Consider the following 19006-nt stretch of genomic DNA (forward strand, 5'->3'; position numbering starts at 1 on the left):
CGCTAGCTGAACAACGTTAGCATCGGCGGCGGCAGTGAACCTGTCTATTTGACGCGTTCTGTGGGTCAACGTACGAGCATGCAAAGGGTTCGGCTGAACTGGCCTAGCTGATGGCGGTTGTCGCCGATTCTCTCGCGGTAAGGTCGTATATAGGATTCGATGAAAAAGCTCGCCAGCTTGCTGGTGCGACCTAATTATTCATGCGCCGGCGGCGTTTCGCAGCGATGCGTTGAATCGCTGCGTGTGCCTGATTCCGCGGCGCTCCGATTCGACGGAGATGCAGCTTGCGGGCGATCAGGCTTCCGGCACTCTCGATAGCGACCAGCTTCGGCGCGAGCGCGGCAACATGGGTGCTGTTGCAGCAGTTCGCCGTGCGTGGACTCGTAGCAATCAAATTTCTTGCCATCGGCCGGATGCTCGGGCCGGCGGCGATCGGCAGCGTGAGCGTGGCCTTGCTCGCCGTGGCGATTGCCGAGGCGTTATCGGATACCGGTCTCGCGCAAGCAGTCATTCAAGGCGAACATCCGCCGACGCGTTCGCAACTCGGTGCGGTGTGGACCACGCTGACAGCGCGCGGCGTGCTTATCTCGCTGCTGCTGGTGGCGCTCGCGCCATTGCTCAGCAGCCAGTTTCATCTGAACGGTTCGCTGGTGCTGATTCAGCTTGCGGCGCTGCTGCCGCTTTTGCGCGGACTGGCGTCGCCCACTTACTACCTCGTGCAGCGCGAGCGGCGGTTCCAGCATATTGCCGGCGTCGAGGTCGCCGCGGCATTTGTCGATTGCTCGACCGGTCTGGCGCTCGCGTATTGCGGCGCCGGGGCGGCCTCGGTGTTGATCGGCCTCGTGGCCGGTGAAAGCCTGAAAAGCACCCTGACCTGGGCGACGATGAAACCGCGCCCGCCGATCCGCGCCGTCTGGTCGGGCATCGGTCATTACGTAGGCTTCAGCCGCTGGATCTGGGCGAGCAGTGTGGTCAATCTGCTACTCAACCAGTTCGACAAGGTGGTGGTCGGCAAACTGCTCGGCCCGGCGCAACTGGGCGGCTACCAGATGTCGTCGCGGCTCGCGCAGATGCTGCTTGCCGACGCCGCGATCGCCATGTCGCAATACCTGTTCCCCACCTTTGCGGCGCGTCATCGCCGGAGTCCGCAGTCGGCATCGCGGATCATCAAGATTTATCTGCTCGTCATTGCGATCGGGCTGGCGGCCTTTGTCGAGGTGCTGAGGTTGATCGCCGAGCCGCTCTTCTCGCTGATTCTCGGCGCGGCCTGGTTGCCGGCGGTGCCGCTGTTCAGGATTCTGGTGATCAATATGGCGATCGGCGCGCTGATCGCCGTGCTGGTCGCTTATCTGCGCGCGGTGGGTGACGCGAAGGCAACGGTGCATGCGTCGCTGATTCAGGTTGTGGTGCTACTGGTCAGCGTGCCGCCGGCGGTTCATTGGTGGGGCGTGACGGGCATTGCCTGGTCGATGACCCTTGGCCTTGGCTGCGCTGCGGCGTGGATGCTGTTCAGGACGCTGACTGCAAGGGTTCCATGATGCGTGTTCTACATCTGGTTCTGGCGCCGCGTTTGTCGGGCGCCGAAGTCCTCGCGAAGGATCTGGCTATCGATCAAAGCGCCGAAGGCATGGCGGTGTGTGTCGCCTCGCTGCTACCCATGCATGCCGAATTCGTGCCGTTGCAGGACGATCTGCAGAAGCTCGGCGTGCAGTGCCTGTTTCCGCCGCGGCGCCACCGCCTCGCCGGCAAACTGTGGAATCTGTTCGTCGCGGTGCGGCGATTTCGCCCGGACGTGATTTTCGCGCACGCTACGATTCCTTCGTTTTACGCGCGCGCGTTGCCGCTGCGGGTGCCGGTCGTGTATGTCATGCATTCGGCGATCAACGACTTCGAGCGGCCGTTATTCCGGCGCATCGAGCACATCCTGACAGGGCGCGCGCGGGTGGTGATCAGCGTATCGCAACAAGGCGTGACCGATTACGTGCAGGCCATTGGGCCGCATCCTTCGATGACCGTGGTGCCCAACGGTGTCGACCTAGGGCGCTTCACGTTCACCGACGGCGCCGGGCGTAGCGGCAGGACGCCTGAGGTGGTGCAGATCGGGCGCTATGCGTCGGAGAAGAATCAGCTTCTGACGGTGCGCGCCTTCGGCGAGGTGCTCGAGCGGGTCACAGACGCGCGCCTCGTCCTGCACGGCGTGGTCGACGATCGGGATTACCAGCGCGCAGTTATCCGCCTCGTGCGGGAGTTGGGAATCGCGGACCGTGTCGTGGTGGCGGGGCCGCGCACCGACGTGGCGAGCGTGCTGTCGGAGTCGAGCGTGTTCGTCATGCCCTCACGCTCCGAGGCGCATAGCGTGGCGTTTCTCGAAGCGCTGGCGTCCGGTATCCCGATCGTCGCTAGCAGGATTCCGTCGTTTGCGTTTGCGAGCGGGTTTCCCGGCGTGCAGTTGGTCGACACGGACGATGTGTCGTCCTACGCCGATGCGATTGTCGTGGCGCTAGGACAGATGAGGGCGCAGCGCTCGCTTGCCGGCCTGACACTCAGGGATACGGCGGCCCGCTATCGGGCGATCGCGCAACAGGTCAGTCGTCGTCTGGCGGTATCGGTCCGTTCGTCCACCTGACCATCTTTCCCACACCCATGGTGCGCCGCATTCAATGGTGGCTGATGGCGATGCTGCGTTCCTCGGGTGTCGCCTCGGGCGCCGAGGCCGGTGGCCACGCGCTCGCCAGTTCGGACTCGCGCAGCGCGAGCGAGACGAGAAGCTGGGCTTCCTTGCTGCTCGAGTCGAGCTGCAGCGCATCGCCGGCTTTGTGCCAGACGCATGCCCATCGCGCGATATAGCCGCAACCGCGTGCCACACTCAGTAGCGCGTCCCGCTGCTGTTCACGCTCGGCCACCGCTGCGCGTATGCGCTGTGCCTCGGGATTGTCCGGCTGTACCGCAATGGCTGCAGCCAGGCGCGCTTTCGTCGCCGACAGATTGTTCTGCTGCAGATTGGCGCGGGCGGCTCTCATCTGCTTCGAGGCATCCACGCGCGGTTTGTCGGGCGGCTTGCTGGTCTGGCCGCCTGGATTGCGCTTCGCCTCGGCCGATGCGGTCACCATGCGGCCTGGCGGGGGCAGCGTAGACGCCGGTGGCGGGGTCGGCGGTGTTCGCACGGGGGCTGGCCTCACCGGCGTTTGAGCGACGAACGCAGGCGCGGATCGCTGAGTAACGGTACGCGGCGGCCTGAGGTTCTGGGTTTCCACTTTGCCGGATACCGCGATGGGCGTGCCCTCGACCGAGTCGTTGTTGTGGATGAACCCCAGGTAGACGGCGGAGGCCACGACCAGGACCGACGCACCGAGCACCAGGGGCTGGCGCAGTCTCTGCGTGGCAGGGGGGGTGGCCGGCGACTCGGTGGTGACCGCATGCGGATCGATTAAGTCGCGCGAGGAAGGACGCCAGATGCGCGGCGTGATCAGCCGGGCGGGCAGCATCGGCTGGGTGTCTTCCAGTGGGACTTGCAAGGGTGGTGGGGGCGTGGCGCGCGCACCGAATGAATCGACCGGACGCGCGTGGCATTGAGGGCAGGGCGTAAAGCGGCCGGCTAGCGGCGCACCGCAGTGCTCGCATTGGGGGTAATCATGCTGATCGGAAGTAACGTCGCTAAGCATTGCCGTTTCGCAAGTGGGCGTCGAATACCGGCGCCACAATCAAGAAAAACAAGGCACCGCAACGAGGCCTGCAAGCGGGATTACTGTGCGACTACGTAACCCCGTGCCTGCATGCATGCGCCATACGCGGCCCAGTACTGTGTCATTGGCGGTTCGGGTGCCGGCAGGGGTGGAAGCTTCACACCGGATGCCGCTGCTGTCTCCGACGCGCCGTTATCCGCGACGGTGGCCGATGCCGGCGTGGCCGCCGCGGTCGTTGCGCTTGCGGCTGCGGCCGTCGCCGTGGTCGAACTTGCTGTCTTCGTGGCCGCAGCGGTCGCTGTCTTAGCCGTCGCTGTACTCACGGCGGGCCCGCTTGCGCCCGATGCGGCTGCGGGCATCGCTGCGCCCGGCGGCGTCGCTGAAAAACTGCTGGGGGGCAAGGGGGGCCGCGACGGCGCACCCGTCGACGATGTTTTGGTGGCCACCGGTTGGCGTGGCGGAAGCTGCGATTCGTGCGCGATGTTGATCTTGGTCTGCTTGTTGGCCGTGGCGTAGCACATCGCGGTGTCGATGCTGCGCTGATAAGCGCTTTGACTTCGGATAGGATAGACGAGTGGCTGCCATGCGAAGGCAGCACTGCTAAATACCCCTATCATCAACGCTGTATATGTTCTGATTCGCATCGCAGTCGCTCCCGCAGCGATGGTTCGCCGTTCGCCGGCAATCGCGCTTCGCGGGATGTTGTCGTGGCTACTGATTCTGCCGCTAAACGGCGGCTAACTGCCGCGAAGGCTGCTTTCCTCAGCGTAACACCACGTGTTCCGCCGCAATACATCGTCATAGCATGTGAAACCGCCATCCTGCAGTCGAATCAAGACAATTCGGCCCATTGTGGCACCGCCTGCTTGCAGTACTCACTTAGTCGGAACCTCTGGATGCACCATCGCTTTCAGCAACGACTGTCCCCCTGTTGGCTATTCCGGCGTCTATCGCTGATGTCTGGCGTGCGCTATGCGAGAGCGCCGGCGAATTGGCGAGCTTGAGCCAGCGGGGCGTTCTGAGTTGGACGATGGATGCATAAAGCCAAACGTACGCGACCATGAAGGCGAGCGCTGTCGCGGCGAGTACGTAAGGCGAGCGCCAGAAAAAAGTAGCGGGAACTATGCTGATGAGGCTGAGCAGCCATATGTAAACAGACGCTAACGAATTGCGCCGAGTTCGTTGGTGAGGCTTGGCCGCCGTACCCCCTCTGCGCGTGATGCGCTTATAGATCAGCGTGTGGAGATGAAGTCCATCAGGCATGCTCACCGACCTGCCACGCAGGATCCTTCTCCGGTAAATGGAGAAGATTGTCTCAAAGACCGGATAGATCGCAACCAACGCATACCACGCACTGACTTGCGGATGGCGGGAAATTAGTCGTATTAATAGTTCAGCCATCACGAAGCCTATGAAATAGGCGCCGCCATCCCCCAGAAAGATCTGAGCATTCGGAAAGTTCCAGAGCAGGAAGCCGGCGATCGCACCGATCATCACGAGCGCGAAGCTCGCAACCAGAAAGTCACCTACTTCATACCCAACGTGACAAATTGATGCAAAGATCAGCAAGGTAACGACTGACGCCAGTCCATTGAGACCATCAATGATGTTGATTGCGTTGGTTAGGCCTGCAACGGTAATCATGGTGAAGCCAATGGCAATCGGTGCAAAACGCAACAGGTCATCGATTATCGGGGAATCCACTCGTGTCGCCACGCCGCCCAGCGCCCAGCAGCCAGCCAGCGCTGCGCCAAGCGCACACAGCAGCCTAGTACGTGGACTGACACGCTTCGTGAGGTCTTCTGCGAGACCGCCTGCAAATGCTGGTATCGAACAGCACAACAGCAACAGTGCTTCTCTGGTAGGCGACGTGCCAAGAAATACCGATAGTGCGACTGTTATTGTCGACGCGATGACGATTGCGGCACCACCCACGCGAGGCACCGCGACAGCGTGATTCTTCTGTACGCCGCTCAAGTCCCGGTCAAGAAAAAAACGACACTGCAGCGCTCCGGAACTCACCACCAGCCAGGTCGCCAGGAAAGAACAGATGAAGGCGATCGAGAGATTGAGCATACCTGGGTCTCCAACGCGTCAAATAAATGAAGCGGGTTTCTTGTTCTTGCTGCCGGGCTGTGATTTATAAATATCGTAAGGAGTATTCAGCGTCAACGAAAAGTAGCATAGTAATGAAGCCTCTGTCGGACAAGATCGCTACGAGCGTGGCAGATAAAGGGTCTTGAATTTCAGGCTAGAAGAATTTCGTGTCACTAACAAGGCGTGGTCTACCGTTCTGATCGGACAGGAAATAGATGAATCGCGCCATGACCAAAATCTTGCGGTTAGCGGCGTTATATTGGCCCGGTCAAAATGGCCTTGTCATCATGGGGGGGCTCGCACAGAGCGCCCCCCGTTGCTGATCGCACAACGTGGCACGTCGTTCTGTGGGCCTGCGCACGTAGCCAGCTCGGGTCGTCCACTACGATGGCTGGAGGCGATGACTGTGATGGTGCAAGGGCCGACGCTGATTGGTATTGAGTGGATGTTAACGCGCGTGGCGGGCCGGCGTCAGCTATCAAACAGATTTTCTGATCTGATGAAAAATTGCGGAGTAGAGATCGTGAGTTTCGTAATAAATATTTCACGCTGTCAGATTAAAAAGTCTGGTGCCTCCGACAAATGAAAATAGAGATTCATGCGATTAATGAAAGTCATCAGTCATGCTTAATTAAAGTTACGTAGCTCAACGCAGGGTGGAATGCCATGAAGAATGAGAGAAAGCGCGAGCGGCAGGAGAACAGCGAAAAATCTTCGGCATTCGACTTTGCGTCGATTTTTGACATATTGTTCGTCAGCCGTTGGCTGGTGCTTTGCACATTGGCGTTATTTGTGGCGGGCGGCGCGGCTTATGCGTTTCTTGCGAGGCCTGTCTATCAGGCGAGAATACTGGTACAGGTCGAGGACACGGGGGACGCTCCGAATGCTTCGCCTGCCGAATTTGTCGGCGATGTCTCGTCGATCATCGGAGCGAGGTCCACTTCTGACGGCGAAATCCAAATCTTGGGTTCGAAGCGTGTGCTATCCGAGACCGTTGACGTGCTGCAGCTGAATGTCTCGGCACAGCCTCACTACTTCCCCTTGATTGGCCGGTCGATAGCGCATCACCGCGAAAGTTTACCCGATCTGGGAATACCGCAGTTCGGCGACTTTGCATGGGGCGACGAGTCCATCAGCATAGCCCGGTTTGACGTGCCGAAGAGTCTGGATAACGCGAACTACAGTCTCAAGAATTTGGGTAACGGATTCTACGAGATCAGTGGAAAAGGCCTTGAGGGGGCGCAACGCGGGCGTATTGGTGTCGTCGATCAGTTCGAGACCCGCGAGGGGCCGATTCAATTAGAAGTCAAAGCCATCTATGCGGGTCCCAGAGTAGCATTCAATCTGGTTCATCGTTCGCGACAGCAGACTATCAACGCTTTGCAGGCCAGCCTGCAGATCGTTGAGCAGGGAAATAAATCGAACATATTGTCGGCGACGCTCACCGGGGACGATCCCGTGCTGTTAAGCAACACCCTGAATGAGATCGGCAAACAATATCTGAAGCAGAACGCCGAGCGTAGTGCTAACCTCGCAGCGAAGTCGCTCGCGTTTCTCAACACCCAGCTTCCTGAAATGAGGAAGGAGGTCGAGCAGGCGGAAAACAACTATAACGCCTATCGCGCCGCTCATGCGTCGGTCGACATGGACGAACAGGGGAAGTTGCTGCTGAAGCAGTCGTCCGACGCGAAGACGGCACTGTATCAACTCCGTCAGCACAAAGTGGAGGTGGCGTCGATCTTCGCGAATAATTCTGCGCAACTTATGACGGTGGACGCGCAGATCAGGGCGACCCAAACCCAGCTGGATTCGGTGACTCAACAGATCAAGGATCTGCCGGGAGCCGAGCAGGAGGCACTGCGCCTGATGCGTGAGGTGCGCGTCAGTACGGATCTCTATGCGTCGTTGCGCTCCAACATGGAGCATTTGCAATTGTTGAGTGCTGGGAAAATCGGTTCCGTACGCGTGGTTGACAACGCCGACGTTCCCGAAATACCCATCAAGCCGCGCAGAGAGTTTATCCTGGCGGCCGCTGGCGTAATCGGACTTTTTGCAGGTGTTGGACTTGCGTTCGTCCGAAGCATGATGGGCAAGGGCGTGGTCGATCCGCAAGAACTGGAAGCTACCGGCCTTAATGTCTACGGGTCTATTCTCTATAGCACGCGGCAGGCGAAGATGGAACTCGATGCAACGTCAAAAAAAGTGTTGCCGGGTCTTCTTGCTGCCGTTTATCCAAAGGACCCCGCCGTGGAAAGCATGCGCGTCTTGCGCACGGCCTTGCAGGTCGCGCTATTGGGTGCGCGCAATAACGTAATCATGTTGACCGGTCCGATGCCTCGTATCGGCAAGTCTTTTACGTCGGCGAATTTTGCGGCGGTGCTTGCGTCGGGAGGCAAGCGTGTGTTGCTGGTGGACGCGGACTTGCGCAAGGGGCATCTTCATTCCTATCTGGGCTTGCCGAAAGAAAGAGGTATTGCCGAGGTAATGAGCGGATCTTTACAGCTGAAGGACGCGATCCGGCGGAGCGTCGTCCCCAATCTTGATTTCCTCGGCACGGGGGCTTACCCCGAAAATGCGGCTGAGTTGCTCCTGAAAGGGAATATTCGGAAGATGATTGAATCGGTTTCGCCGCTATACGACATTGTTTTGATCGACTCAGCCGCTGCGCTGGCGGTGTCCGATGTCGGGATCGTTGCGCCGGCTGCCGGTTGCATCTTTATTGTGGCGCGCTACGGTGTAACGCGGATCAGCGAAATGTCTGAGGCAGTCAACCGGCTGAAGCAGGCGGGTTGCAGGGTGCATGGCGTATTTTTGAACGGCGTCCCACAGGGTGGTGGCGGATATGCCTTTGCGAAGAAGTACGGTACCCAGGCCTATACGCAGTACTACGATTCGCGGGAAACCTAAGCCACTTCAATTGGGACCACGCTGAGTGCGGAAAGTCCGCCCATGGATGGCTTTAGGATAAGTCTCACATGCGCGCACGATCCATACCAAAGCGTGGACTCTACGCCTGTCATGGCAGCCGGCCCAGGTCGCTTGAGCAGATTGTTGAGTCTTGAGGCGGTCGATGAAAATAATATTTCTCGTCAGTTCGATGGGGAGCGGCGGCGCGGAGCGAGTAGCCGCTACGTTAGCTAATGCCTGGACAGAGCGTGGGGATGACGTCACGCTCATTGCGACATTCTCAAGTCGCGGTCCCTGTTTTTATTCGCTGTCTGACAAGGTACGTTTTATTCATCTCGCGGATATTGTGAGTCGCCAAGGTCGAGGACCACTCCAATATCTCGCCCGGATCAAGCGATTGCGCTCATTGATCCGACACTCAGATGCTGACGTCGTGGTCTCGTTTTTGACGAACGTGAACGCCATGGCAATCATTGCATCCTTCGGGTTGAAGGTGCCTGTTGTTGTTTGCGAGCACAACACCCCATCTGCTGACGGCCGATCGATGCTATGGAAGCTGGTTTGCAGGTTCTTATATCCGAAGGCCAGTCTTCTGACTGTGCTCACGGAAGGCATAGCTGCATCATTCAAGAAGATGGTTCCCGCGGCAAAGCATATTGCAGTGGTCCCCAATCCATTGCCAGACGAACTGTTTTCAAATTCGTACCCGCCTGCTGACCGCGGAAGTCGAAAACGTATCGTCTCCGTGGGTCGTCTGAACAGACAGAAGCAATTCGACGTGCTAATCAATGCATTTGCCACCTTGGCGCCAAGAATCGAAGATGTCGATCTCTGGATCTGGGGCGAAGGAGACCAGCGTGCGGCTTTGGAGGCGCAGGTCCTTCGTTTGGGTATGACCGACCGCATCTTCTTGCCGGGAAACACGCCGACACCATGGAGCGAGATGGCGCGCGCTCGCGCATTCGCCGTGTCCTCACGATTTGAGGGCCTTCCCATGGCGCTGATGGAAAGTATGGCACTGGGTGTTCCTTGCGTCTCATTCGATTGTCCGAGTGGACCGAGAGAACTAACCCAAGACGGCCGCGATGGATTGCTGGTTGCCCCAGGCGACGCGGATGCGCTGAGCGACGCAATGAGCCGACTACTGCTGGATGACGCGCTCTGTGAGGAAATCGGCCGCAGGGCGGCGATCTCGATAAGGGAGCGATATGGATTGCATGCAGTGCTGCCGAAATGGGACCAGATATTTTCCCACGTTGAGAAAATATAACTGAGTCGGTGTGGCACGAAAGCACGCAAATCCTACGACATCTCGACCAGAACTCTCCTTCACTGACCCCGCCCTACGTCGTAAATTACCGCTACTTCAATCCTTCGGCCCTTGCTTCCTTTGCGGTTGAAGCGAGTGACCGGGTTAAGGCCGTCAGGGCATCCTGAATCCGTTCGCGTCCTAATTCAATGTGTCACTCCGCGAAGTGCCTGCCGATGTACCCAAGACATATTTGTCTGATCAAAAAAACATGCTAATCGTCGGTTATTCGTCATACTAAATGATGATTGATGTTTCATCCGTGTTACATTTTCTTACTTGGGGCAGGTACGAACTGCTTGTGTCATACGATATGATTCAACCCGAAGTAACTAGTTACCATGTTTGGGGCTAAAGCTTGCGGAGTGGTGGGAATTTGGACGTGACAGCAGGGACTGCAACCACCACCAAGTCGGAATGACCGATCGATAGGACCAGGTTTTCCGGTGCGTCTCGGGCGCTTCTTGAAGTGCAATACCGTACTGCATCAAATGGTGTCTGGACTCCCGACATCCGGTTAAACGTTCACGCAAGTATAAAGTTGGTAATCCTAATTGATATTCGTTATCCAACGCATTATCCGCGAAATCTGTTTTCGCGCCGTTAAATGGGAAGAGAGCGAGTGATGGCAGTTTTGCCATCGAAATGCGCCATTCTTTTTAGTAGATGACGGTGCGATCGTCAGATCACATTCTGTTAATCTTTATTGAAAATATAATGGCTTCAAAAAGAACGAACACCCAGGAATCATTTGTCGAAACTCACAGCGCAATGCGCCGAAAGGTTTTCTCCACGTTGCTGATGGGCGCCGGATCGCTTGTGCTGGCCGCTTGCGGTGGGGGCGGCGATAGCGCCTCGCAGAGCGCGGACGCTGTGGCCAACAAGCAAAAAGGCGGCAAGAAGACGGGTGGCGCTAGCGCTGCCAGCGGTGCTAGCGCACCGCAGCCAGCAAGCACCACCGGCACGAACGGTGTTTTGCTTGACACCTCGTTCGGCGTAAAAGGTGACGGAACGACCGACGACACGGCTGCGTTGCAGGCGGCGATCAATGGATCGGTCGGCCAGATCCTCATGATCACCGGTAACAGCCGGATCAACGGAACGGGTCTCACCTTGCAGACAAACAGCCATCTCCGTTTCGCTCAGGGCGCTTCGCTCAAGTTGCTGCCTTATAACCTGCAGACGTATCAGATGTTGCGCGTGTGGGATGTGAACAATGTGATCATTGAGAGTCCATATCTTGACGGCAGTAAGGAATTGAATTCGTCCACGACCGGCGAATGGGGCATGGGTATCTCAATTGCGGGCGCCACGAACGTCAGCATTTCAGCGCCCACCACGATTGATTGCTGGGGCGACGGAATTTATATCGACAACAGCACTACCGGTAATAATGCCTATAGCTCGAACATCACCGTCGATAACCACACCGCAGATGGCTGCCGACGGCAGGGCATGACGGTCATTAGCGTCAGCGGCCTTGCGGTGAATAACCCGTTATGGCAGAACATTAGCGGTACGGCGCCGAGCTCTGGCCTTGATATCGAACCGGACAACAGTCTGAGTGTCCTGGAAAACATCACCATCGTGAACCCGACGACAAAGAACTGCGACGGCGCCGGTATCCAGATCGACCTGGCCAATTTCCCGGGAACCGCGGCGAAGCAAGTCAACATCAGCATCAGCGGTCACACCAACGTCAACTGTGATGGCGCGTTCGGCGTTGCCAATCTGCAACCGAATGGCTACCCGGTCACGGGCGCGATTACGAGTGCGAACCCGGTATGGGACATGCCGCTGAACCTGTCGTATACCTTGACGAATTGGGCTAAGTCCGGCCCGACAGTCAGCGTCACGAACCCGACGATCGTGTGATCTGAACGAGGGGCGAGCGAGCCAGATGCTCGTGGCGCTGCTAGTGCGCCACGAGCATCCGCTCTCACGAGACCCCGCCATCGTGGATTCGCGCGGGGCACAGTGGGTGCTGCCCCGCAGCGACGCACGATCTTGTGCGTCTTTCGAGGCGCACAACCCGTCTCTCGTTGCGGGGCGTTGAACGAGGTGATGCATCTACCGTTTGTCGACGTTGCGCGCACAACCGGCGGCTAAAAGTCGTCGATGTCAGCCTCTCTTTCCATCAAGCAGATCACCAATGAACCGCTCGAAGCTCGGCAGCAACAGCTGGTTTGCATAGCCACTAATATGGTCGCCATCGAAGAATAGCGGTTTCCCGCCGGCATACGTTGAGCAGGTCGCGCCCGGACAGAGTGTCGGAAGCGGATCCCACACACTGACGGCCGGAACTGCGCGCCCGATATCTGCGTAGACTTCGAGCACCGGCGCACGGTAAGCCTCGATCTCGGCTTTGCTGACTTGGTCGTTGAATGCGCAAATCGGATTATTGCGGTTGAACCAGTCGGCGCAGCGGAACGCCGGCACCTTGAAGACCGGCTCGGGCGCTTCGAATACGATCTTTGCCCCTTTCGCGGCGAGCTTGCGCAGTACCGGAATGGCTTCCAGCGTGCCCTCGCGTCGGCTCTCTTGCGCCGCCGCTCCGAACATCTGCTCCTGTGTGGCCGCGTCGTCGAGGCTTGCGAATTCCTCTGAAAAGCGTGGCAGCCGCAGCGACGGCATGAACACCACGTCGCCGGGCCGCACGTTGGCAATGATTTCCGCTACCGCGGCATCGTCGTAAGGTTTGCAACGCAACGTGTCGTCGTGCTCCATCGGCAGCAGGCCAATGAACGGGCAGCCGCCATTGTTGTAGGCAAACACCTTGACGCCGGTGCGAACCGCCAGCGTACGAAACATCATGTTGTAAGCCTGCGCATGCGAGTCGCCAATCACGTACAGATTGCCCACGTGCGTCGGCGGCTCGGCGCAGCCGACACGTGAAAAAATCCACAAGGGGCCACCCCCCACCTCCTTTGTATCCCATTGTTCGCGGCATCCCGCAAATTCGACATGCACCGAGCCATACGGATACCAATCGGCTGCGCTGTGCGACACGACGCTTAACGACAGCGCCGGCTCTGCCTTGTGAATCCCGAATGAAAGCGCCGCACTGAGCGTAATGGTTGCCACACCGCAACTGACGACAAGCCCGCGCGGCCATTGCTTCAAGCGCGGTGCGCGCCGGATGGGATTCTCCACGAGGTAGTAGGATGCAGTGGCCAGTGCGAACGTCAGGACGACGGCCACCACACGCCAGATCCCGGCGTCAACTCCGGTGGTCCAGCGCAATAGAACAAGCACCGGCCAATGCCACAAATAAAGCGAATAAGAGATCTTGCCGATGAACACGACGGCTCGTGCGGTCAATGTACGGTGAAGAATCCCTTGGGGCTGTCTGCCGTTCAGGAAAGCCAACACTCCTAACGTGCCAAGCGCTGGAAGGATCGCCCCTGGGAAAGGAAACGAACCTGGATTCGAAATCACAAGACTCGCGACGAGTGCAGCCATCGAACAAAACGCGCCAACTAGCGAGAGCCGGGTAGCGGGTCGGCTGGCCGCCCCGAACGGACGGCCGGACAACTCCAGCAACTGATAAAGCATCACGCCCGCGGCCAATTCCCAGAACCGGCCCGCTATTAGATAGAAGTTGAGCGTTTCATCTCTTGCGCTAAGCCACTTAGCCACTAACAATGATATTGCAAATCCAACGAAAAAGAAGGCAAGCACAAGTCCCTTGCGTTGCTTCCTGCTGACCCATAGAAAAAACAGAATCGGAAAGATCAGATAGAACTGCTCTTCGACGCCGAGCGACCACGTGTGCATATAAGGATTGAACTCGACACGAGGCGAGAAGTAGTCGTTGCCGGTCTTGGCGAGCACAACGTTGCTCAATCCGAAGAATGCGAAGAAACCAGTGACGTCATTTGTGTTGCTCAGCCACGCCGATGGAATCAACAATGCGGAGGCCAACCCCGTGATCAGCAGGCAAACGATCAGTGCCGGCGCGATTCGCTGCATACGCCGCGCGTAGAAGAACAACGCGAACCTCGAAAAGCTCATATTCGTCATATGGCCGACTGACGCGCTAACAACGAAACCCGAGATCACGAAGAAAATGTCGACGCCAGCCAGTCCGCCGGGTAGCCAGGCGGAATGCAGGTGGTAGACGATAACTGAGAGGACTGCCAGCGCGCGAAGACCGTCAATATAGGGAGCATAAGCATGCCGGTCTGGGAATGCACTCGCGTCGGCCTGTGCTGGACTCATAGGCACTCCGATCGGTATTTGCTAATTTGTCGTGCCCTGCCATCGGAACGTTCTGGCTCGTTCCGCCGGAGATGACATCGGCGTTGCGAGAGATTGTTCGCACGCGGCCGCTCTTAAAGTCGCGCCATGGCGTAAATCGATCGCACCCCATCGCGCATGGTAGAGGCTAGGAACGAGCCGTGTCGGCCATTCGCCAGGTGCACCCGGACAAGCCGCCGGCGCTGGCAACCACGTGTCGCTGGGGTATCAGACAATTATCTTTCGACGAGTGGCTGAACATACATGGCATAAGCACGGCTAATTTGATCTGCAAGGCGTTACGGCGTTGGCGCTTACGCTATCGGATTTTGCGGACGTTTACTAGCGTGTGTGTCAGCGCACAGAGCAAGAAGGTTAGAAAGGGGCCGATTCTATCGGTCGGATAGAATGGCCTACCGATCGGCCGCCGGTCATCGGCGCGAAGTAGGACGGGATGAGTTTCGGACCACGACGGTGTCGTTCTGTGACTTTATACTTGGGATGCCGTACTACTGGCAAACGTATATGACGAAGACCGTGTCGATGCCCCATTCTGCCAATTCGGACCCGACAGGGTACGAAGCTCCGACGCGCGAACTATTTAAGACGCCAGGTGGGTGGGCGTTCGTGTTGATCTCGTCGTTGGTGCTTTACCTCCTCGCAACAACCGAGCGACCGCCAACCCTGCCTGACCAGTGGTCCTACCTTGCCTATTTCCAGGTGACCGACTGGCAATGGATAGTCGATTACTATAGCCAAAGCACATCGGCAGTGAGCCTGGCCGTAGGTTTGGTCACCGAAGAGCTAGGCTGGCGAGCGTGGATCCTTCTTGTTAATTCGTTTGGTGTGACTCCGGAGATGGGCATTCGAGTCACCGTTGTGATTATCAACGCGCTGGTTTTCTGTTCGCTGAGCCGCCTGAGTCGACCTTTGTTGGGACTGGCGCTCTGGTTCGTGATACCGGCAGCGCTTGCTATCGTGGGCCTGTTCCAGATCCGGCAAGGATTTGCTTTCGCGATCGCGATGTTGTTTGCGATCAACTTTAGGCGGCCTGTTTTGGGCGCCTTGATCGCAAGCACAATCCACACAACCTTTGCGATCCCGGCGATCCTGCTGATTGTCGCTAGATTGAGCGGCGACAGGCAAAAAATCGCGCTACCGGCGGTGAGCCTGGCCGGAATCCTGCTGGCTTCGATGGGTGGGCTGCTTTTTAAGGATTACGGCGGCCGGCGGATCGACAATTACGCGGGTTATCAGGCCGAATTCTCGGCACGACTCCTGGTGTTGGTGATCACATACGGAGTCGCTTCGGCGATGCTGCTCTATCAGTTAAAGCCAGTTGAGGACAGCCGGCTTAAGCCTCTGCGAGAATTGGCGACGATGCATATCGGACTGATCGTTTATCTGATCGCTGCATTTTTCGTTTTCCCCTTTGGGAAAGATCGCGTCTTCTACTATGTCTCCTTGCTTTTGCCGTATTTTTTTCAGGTGCTCAGGGTCCGCACCCCGGCCTCTTTATGGTTCCTGCTGGTGCTGCTTGTGACGATGAGTGCGGAGATCGTATTGGCCAACGCTAAAGGCGCGTATTCCGTGATTCTGTACTATTAATTCTCCCGCAAATCATGAGCTCGCGTACCGCGTCGCGTGAGTTAGCATTGAAGTTTCAATTTCCAACACGCTGCCTTGATCAAACTAAAAAGTGCAAACCGCACCTGGTCACGCTGACACCGCAAGACAGGCGCTCGCGCAACGCCTATCTGCGCGAAACCGCGTACAGCATCATATCCTTGATTAAAATTGATTCGATTACCTTTCTACTCATGCTTTCAACAGTAGGCTTAACGCCGTGCCAAATCATAATCCCTTTCGGTTGATGGTAGCCGGTACCAGGATCGCGGAAAATTTTTGATATACCCAGATCGGCTAATGGAATTTCTTGCCTTGATCCATCCTCCTTTTGAAGGAAGATCAATTCAGTATCCATAACCGATTGAGGTTGTCCCAATCCCAGGTTGGCAGAGAGTCCTTCGTGGCGTGCACGGAACCATATCGATTTGCCGTCGGAATCGCAAAGCCGGTTGGCTCGTGCGGTAAAGTCCTGGGCATGCTCGATCGAAGTGAATCCAAAGTTAAAGTCTGGCTGCATCGCCAGGTTAGATTTGAATTCAGATTTAAATCCTATTACGGTTGCCAATTTTTGAGGGTCGTTTAGCCGCAACTCTCCGTGATATGGCATACGGCTAACCGCCTCCTGCCCCATTGACGACAAAATCAAAAGAGACCCGCCATCTCGTTGGGTCAAGCTGGCAAGTTTTCCAATTTGATCGTCGGCGATGTCCATTGCCGCGAGAACGGTTTCAGATTTGAACCTGTCACTGTCTGATTTATTCTCTTGCTCAAAATCCTCGGGGAATACATAGCGCCAATAACGGTGCATTGCGCCGGCCACATGATTGGTAAAAAAAGTCGAAAACTCAGGTCTTGTTTTTTTGTACGCATTCAAAAATACATCGAAGGCGACGGGTGCCTGCATGAGCGGGCGACGCGCTCGATAATCATTGTTTGTTCGCTCCTTGACGAGCTGCGTGGCCAGCTTGATGAAAGTAGGAGGTCGAACTCCAATAAAAGAAAGTTTCATTGCATCGGTCACGAGCGTCCCTTTCAAGCTCACATCCTTAGCGACTGCACCGTCCAATGCCGTCTGCCGAAGATTGATCTCCTGAAATATCGAGTACTTTGATGGATATGTTTCTGGGGATTGTGCAAACGTATCCGGAATATAAAAGCTATATTTTTTGTCGGACGGTGCAGGGTAGGATTGGAGGCTCCCGAATACGCCAACCCTATATCCTTTTTCAGCAAGAATTTCCCAGATCGGCGGGAATTCACTCGCTGTTGAAAGATCCTGATTGATGAACCTTATATGATGTTTATCGTTATAGACGCCCCGATGCACGGTGGGCCAGGTCGACCATGGATGCAGCTCGCCCTGGTCGTGAGTCACCGTGGTGTACGAGAGAGACCGTGGGAGGATCTGAGCCAATTGTGAATGCGGGCGATGCGAAATATACCAGTCAACGATTCGCCACGGGACTTCGTTCAATTCATAGACAATAAGTGGAAGGCGGCCGCCGAGTTCAGAGATTTCAGAAAAATCAAAATGTTCAGACATTTTCTATCTCGATATTGAGGGTTGGATTTGTACCGAAATGAGAAGTCCTATCGTACCCTTCGCCTGCGCTCCCATTGTCACTCGCCGATTTAACCCGGTCATTCCCGGGGTGCTCTGTGTGGCATAAAAATTGTAGATGCCTGTTATCTTATGGTCCGCCAATATATCTGCTTTCTCCGCCGGTATATCCTCTACGGCTTTTTAGAAATATTGATTGGACAGTGAATAAGGTGGATAAATAAAGGGTTATTCCCCTTACAACTCAAAGAAGCACAGCAACTTCCACAGAGCATAGTTGCGTGTGCGGAACGCGCAATCCAGTTCGTCGCCTTTGTCGTCCGGGGGGGCATTGCTGCGCTCGCCTCGCAGGGTCGCCACCTGAAGACAACATAGGTCGAAGACAGTTTTCTTTATTTCATCGTCGAAATTTGCGAGTCTCGAATACAGGAGTGCTCCGAAATGCTTTTTGACCTCCTTGAAAATATTATTATCGATAGGCATGCCTATCGATCTTCGGTGCGCCAGCAATTTCGGCACGATCCAATATGCATCCAGAGATTTTGGATTTTTGATTAGGCCTGCCGTTAGGCCGGCTGGATTTGACCGATAATAATAAACTGGCTGCGGCAAGCTGGCGTACCCTTTTGCCAAGGGGAGTAGGACGAAGACGAAAATGGTGTCTTCATATGCCATACCCTCGGGAAACTGTACACTCCTGAACAGATCGCGCCTGATAACTTTTCCCCATGGATAACCCGATAGCGTCTGCGTATCGGGATCGGCATGGGCCGACACAGTTTCGTTGAAGACTTGCGTCCTGGACACGTTGTCGTCGACGTCAACTACCCAATAGCTACCCTGCACTATATCGACTGTGTCTCGGATGGCGCGTGAGAGCAAGGTCTCAACGCAGTTCTCCGGCAAATAGTCATCGGCATCAACAAACATCACATATTTGCCGCTCGCATGCCTTATTCCTTCGTTACGAGCAGCGGCAACGCCGTTATTAATAGTTCGGATTATTTTCAGTTGAAAGTGGTTTGTATATTTATCGAGAAGTGCCGCAGAATCATCCGTGGAGCCGTCATCAACGATGATCAGCTCATACATGAACGAGGTTTTTTGGGTGGTGATCGAATCGATGCATTTCGTCAGGTATTTTTCTGAATTAAATACAGGGACGATTATGGAGAGAGTGATGTTGTCATCGCTGTTCTTGCACGTGAGCGGTTGCGGGCCGAGCTGGCCATTTGGCCTGATTTTCTCGATTTCATTTTCTAAGGCCATTTTGTCTATTGGTTTATTTCGGCTGACATGGGTTGTCTTCAAGAAAAATGTGACGAACGACAAAGAAAAGCGAAAAATAAAGTCAAAAGTTCTGGCAATTGCCGTCGAACCCGTCATTTTCAATACATACCTATACACCTTGCTCATGCGCCCTCCCGATAAAACAAAGGACTTTCGCTCCATACCCTATCAAGAGCGTTCGCGATAGATAGAAAGAAGCTTTCGTGGCTGGTTGCTTCCAGCGATTCCAACCCGCCTCCAACCGCAGCGAAATGCGCTAACGAATGCACCTATCGCTTTCACCTGGCTGAA

Annotated in this window: 12 protein-coding genes; 6 read left to right on the top strand and 6 right to left on the bottom strand. The window is 56.3% G+C overall.

The window, feature by feature from the left end:
• Positions 1-284 precede the first annotated feature (284 nt).
• Together PQQ96_RS15590 and PQQ96_RS15595 are read left to right on the top strand one after the other, a co-directional pair.
• Positions 285-1538 (top strand): oligosaccharide flippase family protein, encoded by a 1254-nt coding sequence (locus PQQ96_RS15590; RefSeq protein ID WP_408293250.1) that lies wholly within the window; start codon positions 285-287, stop codon positions 1536-1538.
• Positions 1538-2626, top strand: coding sequence for a glycosyltransferase (locus tag PQQ96_RS15595; protein ID WP_408293323.1), 1089 nt, complete (start codon positions 1538-1540; stop codon positions 2624-2626). Before PQQ96_RS15590 ends, PQQ96_RS15595 begins: the two co-directional genes overlap by 1 nt.
• 31 nt (positions 2627-2657) lie before the next feature.
• Here the strand turns inward: PQQ96_RS15595 and PQQ96_RS15600 are convergent, their stop codons facing one another.
• From PQQ96_RS15600 to PQQ96_RS15610, 3 genes are all read right to left on the bottom strand, one after another.
• Positions 2658-3662, bottom strand: a complete 1005-nt coding sequence (locus PQQ96_RS15600) for a hypothetical protein (protein WP_408293253.1) — start codon at positions 3660-3662, stop codon at positions 2658-2660.
• An 80-nt stretch (positions 3663-3742) separates the two neighbouring features.
• A complete protein-coding gene (locus PQQ96_RS15605; protein ID WP_408293256.1) occupies positions 3743-4327 on the bottom strand; it encodes a hypothetical protein in 585 nt (194 codons plus the stop codon).
• A gap of 235 nt (positions 4328-4562) precedes the next feature.
• Positions 4563-5759, bottom strand: coding sequence for an MraY family glycosyltransferase (locus tag PQQ96_RS15610; RefSeq protein WP_408293259.1), 1197 nt, complete (start codon positions 5757-5759; stop codon positions 4563-4565).
• Between the two features lie 687 nt (positions 5760-6446).
• Between PQQ96_RS15610 and PQQ96_RS15615 the strand changes: the two genes are divergently transcribed.
• The 3 genes from PQQ96_RS15615 (at position 6447) to PQQ96_RS15625 (ending at position 11871) form a co-directional block, all read left to right on the top strand.
• Positions 6447-8687, top strand: coding sequence for a polysaccharide biosynthesis tyrosine autokinase (locus tag PQQ96_RS15615; protein ID WP_408293262.1), 2241 nt, complete (start codon positions 6447-6449; stop codon positions 8685-8687).
• Positions 8688-8850: 163 nt separating this feature from the next.
• A complete protein-coding gene (locus PQQ96_RS15620) occupies positions 8851-9957 on the top strand; it encodes a glycosyltransferase family 4 protein (RefSeq protein WP_408293265.1) in 1107 nt (368 codons plus the stop codon).
• A 711-nt stretch (positions 9958-10668) separates the two neighbouring features.
• Positions 10669-11871, top strand: a complete 1203-nt coding sequence (locus PQQ96_RS15625) for a glycoside hydrolase family protein (RefSeq protein ID WP_408293268.1) — start codon at positions 10669-10671, stop codon at positions 11869-11871.
• 246 nt (positions 11872-12117) lie between these two features.
• Here PQQ96_RS15625 and PQQ96_RS15630 read toward each other — a convergent pair whose 3' ends face one another.
• Positions 12118-14217 (bottom strand): acyltransferase family protein, encoded by a 2100-nt coding sequence (locus PQQ96_RS15630; RefSeq protein ID WP_408293271.1) that lies wholly within the window; start codon positions 14215-14217, stop codon positions 12118-12120.
• Positions 14218-14760: 543 nt separating this feature from the next.
• Here PQQ96_RS15630 and PQQ96_RS15635 point away from each other — a divergent pair.
• Entirely contained in the window at positions 14761-15843 is a 1083-nt protein-coding gene (locus PQQ96_RS15635) for an EpsG family protein (RefSeq protein WP_408293274.1), read from the top strand.
• A 145-nt stretch (positions 15844-15988) separates the two neighbouring features.
• On the opposite strand, the gene PQQ96_RS15640 is transcribed toward PQQ96_RS15635, so the two are convergent.
• A complete protein-coding gene (locus PQQ96_RS15640; RefSeq protein WP_408293276.1) occupies positions 15989-17407 on the bottom strand; it encodes a hypothetical protein in 1419 nt (472 codons plus the stop codon).
• Positions 17408-17662: 255 nt separating this feature from the next.
• On the bottom strand, positions 17663-18841 hold the full coding sequence (locus PQQ96_RS15645) for a glycosyltransferase family 2 protein (protein WP_408293279.1): 1179 nt from the start codon (positions 18839-18841) through the stop codon (positions 17663-17665).
• Positions 18842-19006 lie beyond the last annotated feature (165 nt).

This window comes from Paraburkholderia sediminicola (genome assembly GCF_046027825.1).
Classification (GTDB): domain Bacteria; phylum Pseudomonadota; class Gammaproteobacteria; order Burkholderiales; family Burkholderiaceae; genus Paraburkholderia; species Paraburkholderia sediminicola_D.

Bases quoted from the DNA above. Each gene is read 5' to 3' on its own strand.
- PQQ96_RS15600 (WP_408293253.1), bottom strand. From the start codon at position 3,662: ATGCTTAGCGACGTTACTTCCGATCAGCATGATTACCCCCAATGCGAG.
- PQQ96_RS15605 (WP_408293256.1), bottom strand. From the start codon at position 4,327: ATGCGAATCAGAACATATACAGCGTTGATGATAGGGGTATTTAGCAGT.
- PQQ96_RS15630 (WP_408293271.1), bottom strand. From the start codon at position 14,217: ATGAGTCCAGCACAGGCCGACGCGAGTGCATTCCCAGACCGGCATGCT.
- PQQ96_RS15620 (WP_408293265.1), top strand. From the start codon at position 8,851: ATGAAAATAATATTTCTCGTCAGTTCGATGGGGAGCGGCGGCGCGGAG.
- PQQ96_RS15610 (WP_408293259.1), bottom strand. From the start codon at position 5,759: ATGCTCAATCTCTCGATCGCCTTCATCTGTTCTTTCCTGGCGACCTGG.
- PQQ96_RS15645 (WP_408293279.1), bottom strand. From the start codon at position 18,841: ATGAGCAAGGTGTATAGGTATGTATTGAAAATGACGGGTTCGACGGCA.
- PQQ96_RS15640 (WP_408293276.1), bottom strand. From the start codon at position 17,407: ATGTCTGAACATTTTGATTTTTCTGAAATCTCTGAACTCGGCGGCCGC.
- PQQ96_RS15635 (WP_408293274.1), top strand. From the start codon at position 14,761: ATGACGAAGACCGTGTCGATGCCCCATTCTGCCAATTCGGACCCGACA.
- PQQ96_RS15595 (WP_408293323.1), top strand. From the start codon at position 1,538: ATGCGTGTTCTACATCTGGTTCTGGCGCCGCGTTTGTCGGGCGCCGAA.
- PQQ96_RS15615 (WP_408293262.1), top strand. From the start codon at position 6,447: ATGAAGAATGAGAGAAAGCGCGAGCGGCAGGAGAACAGCGAAAAATCT.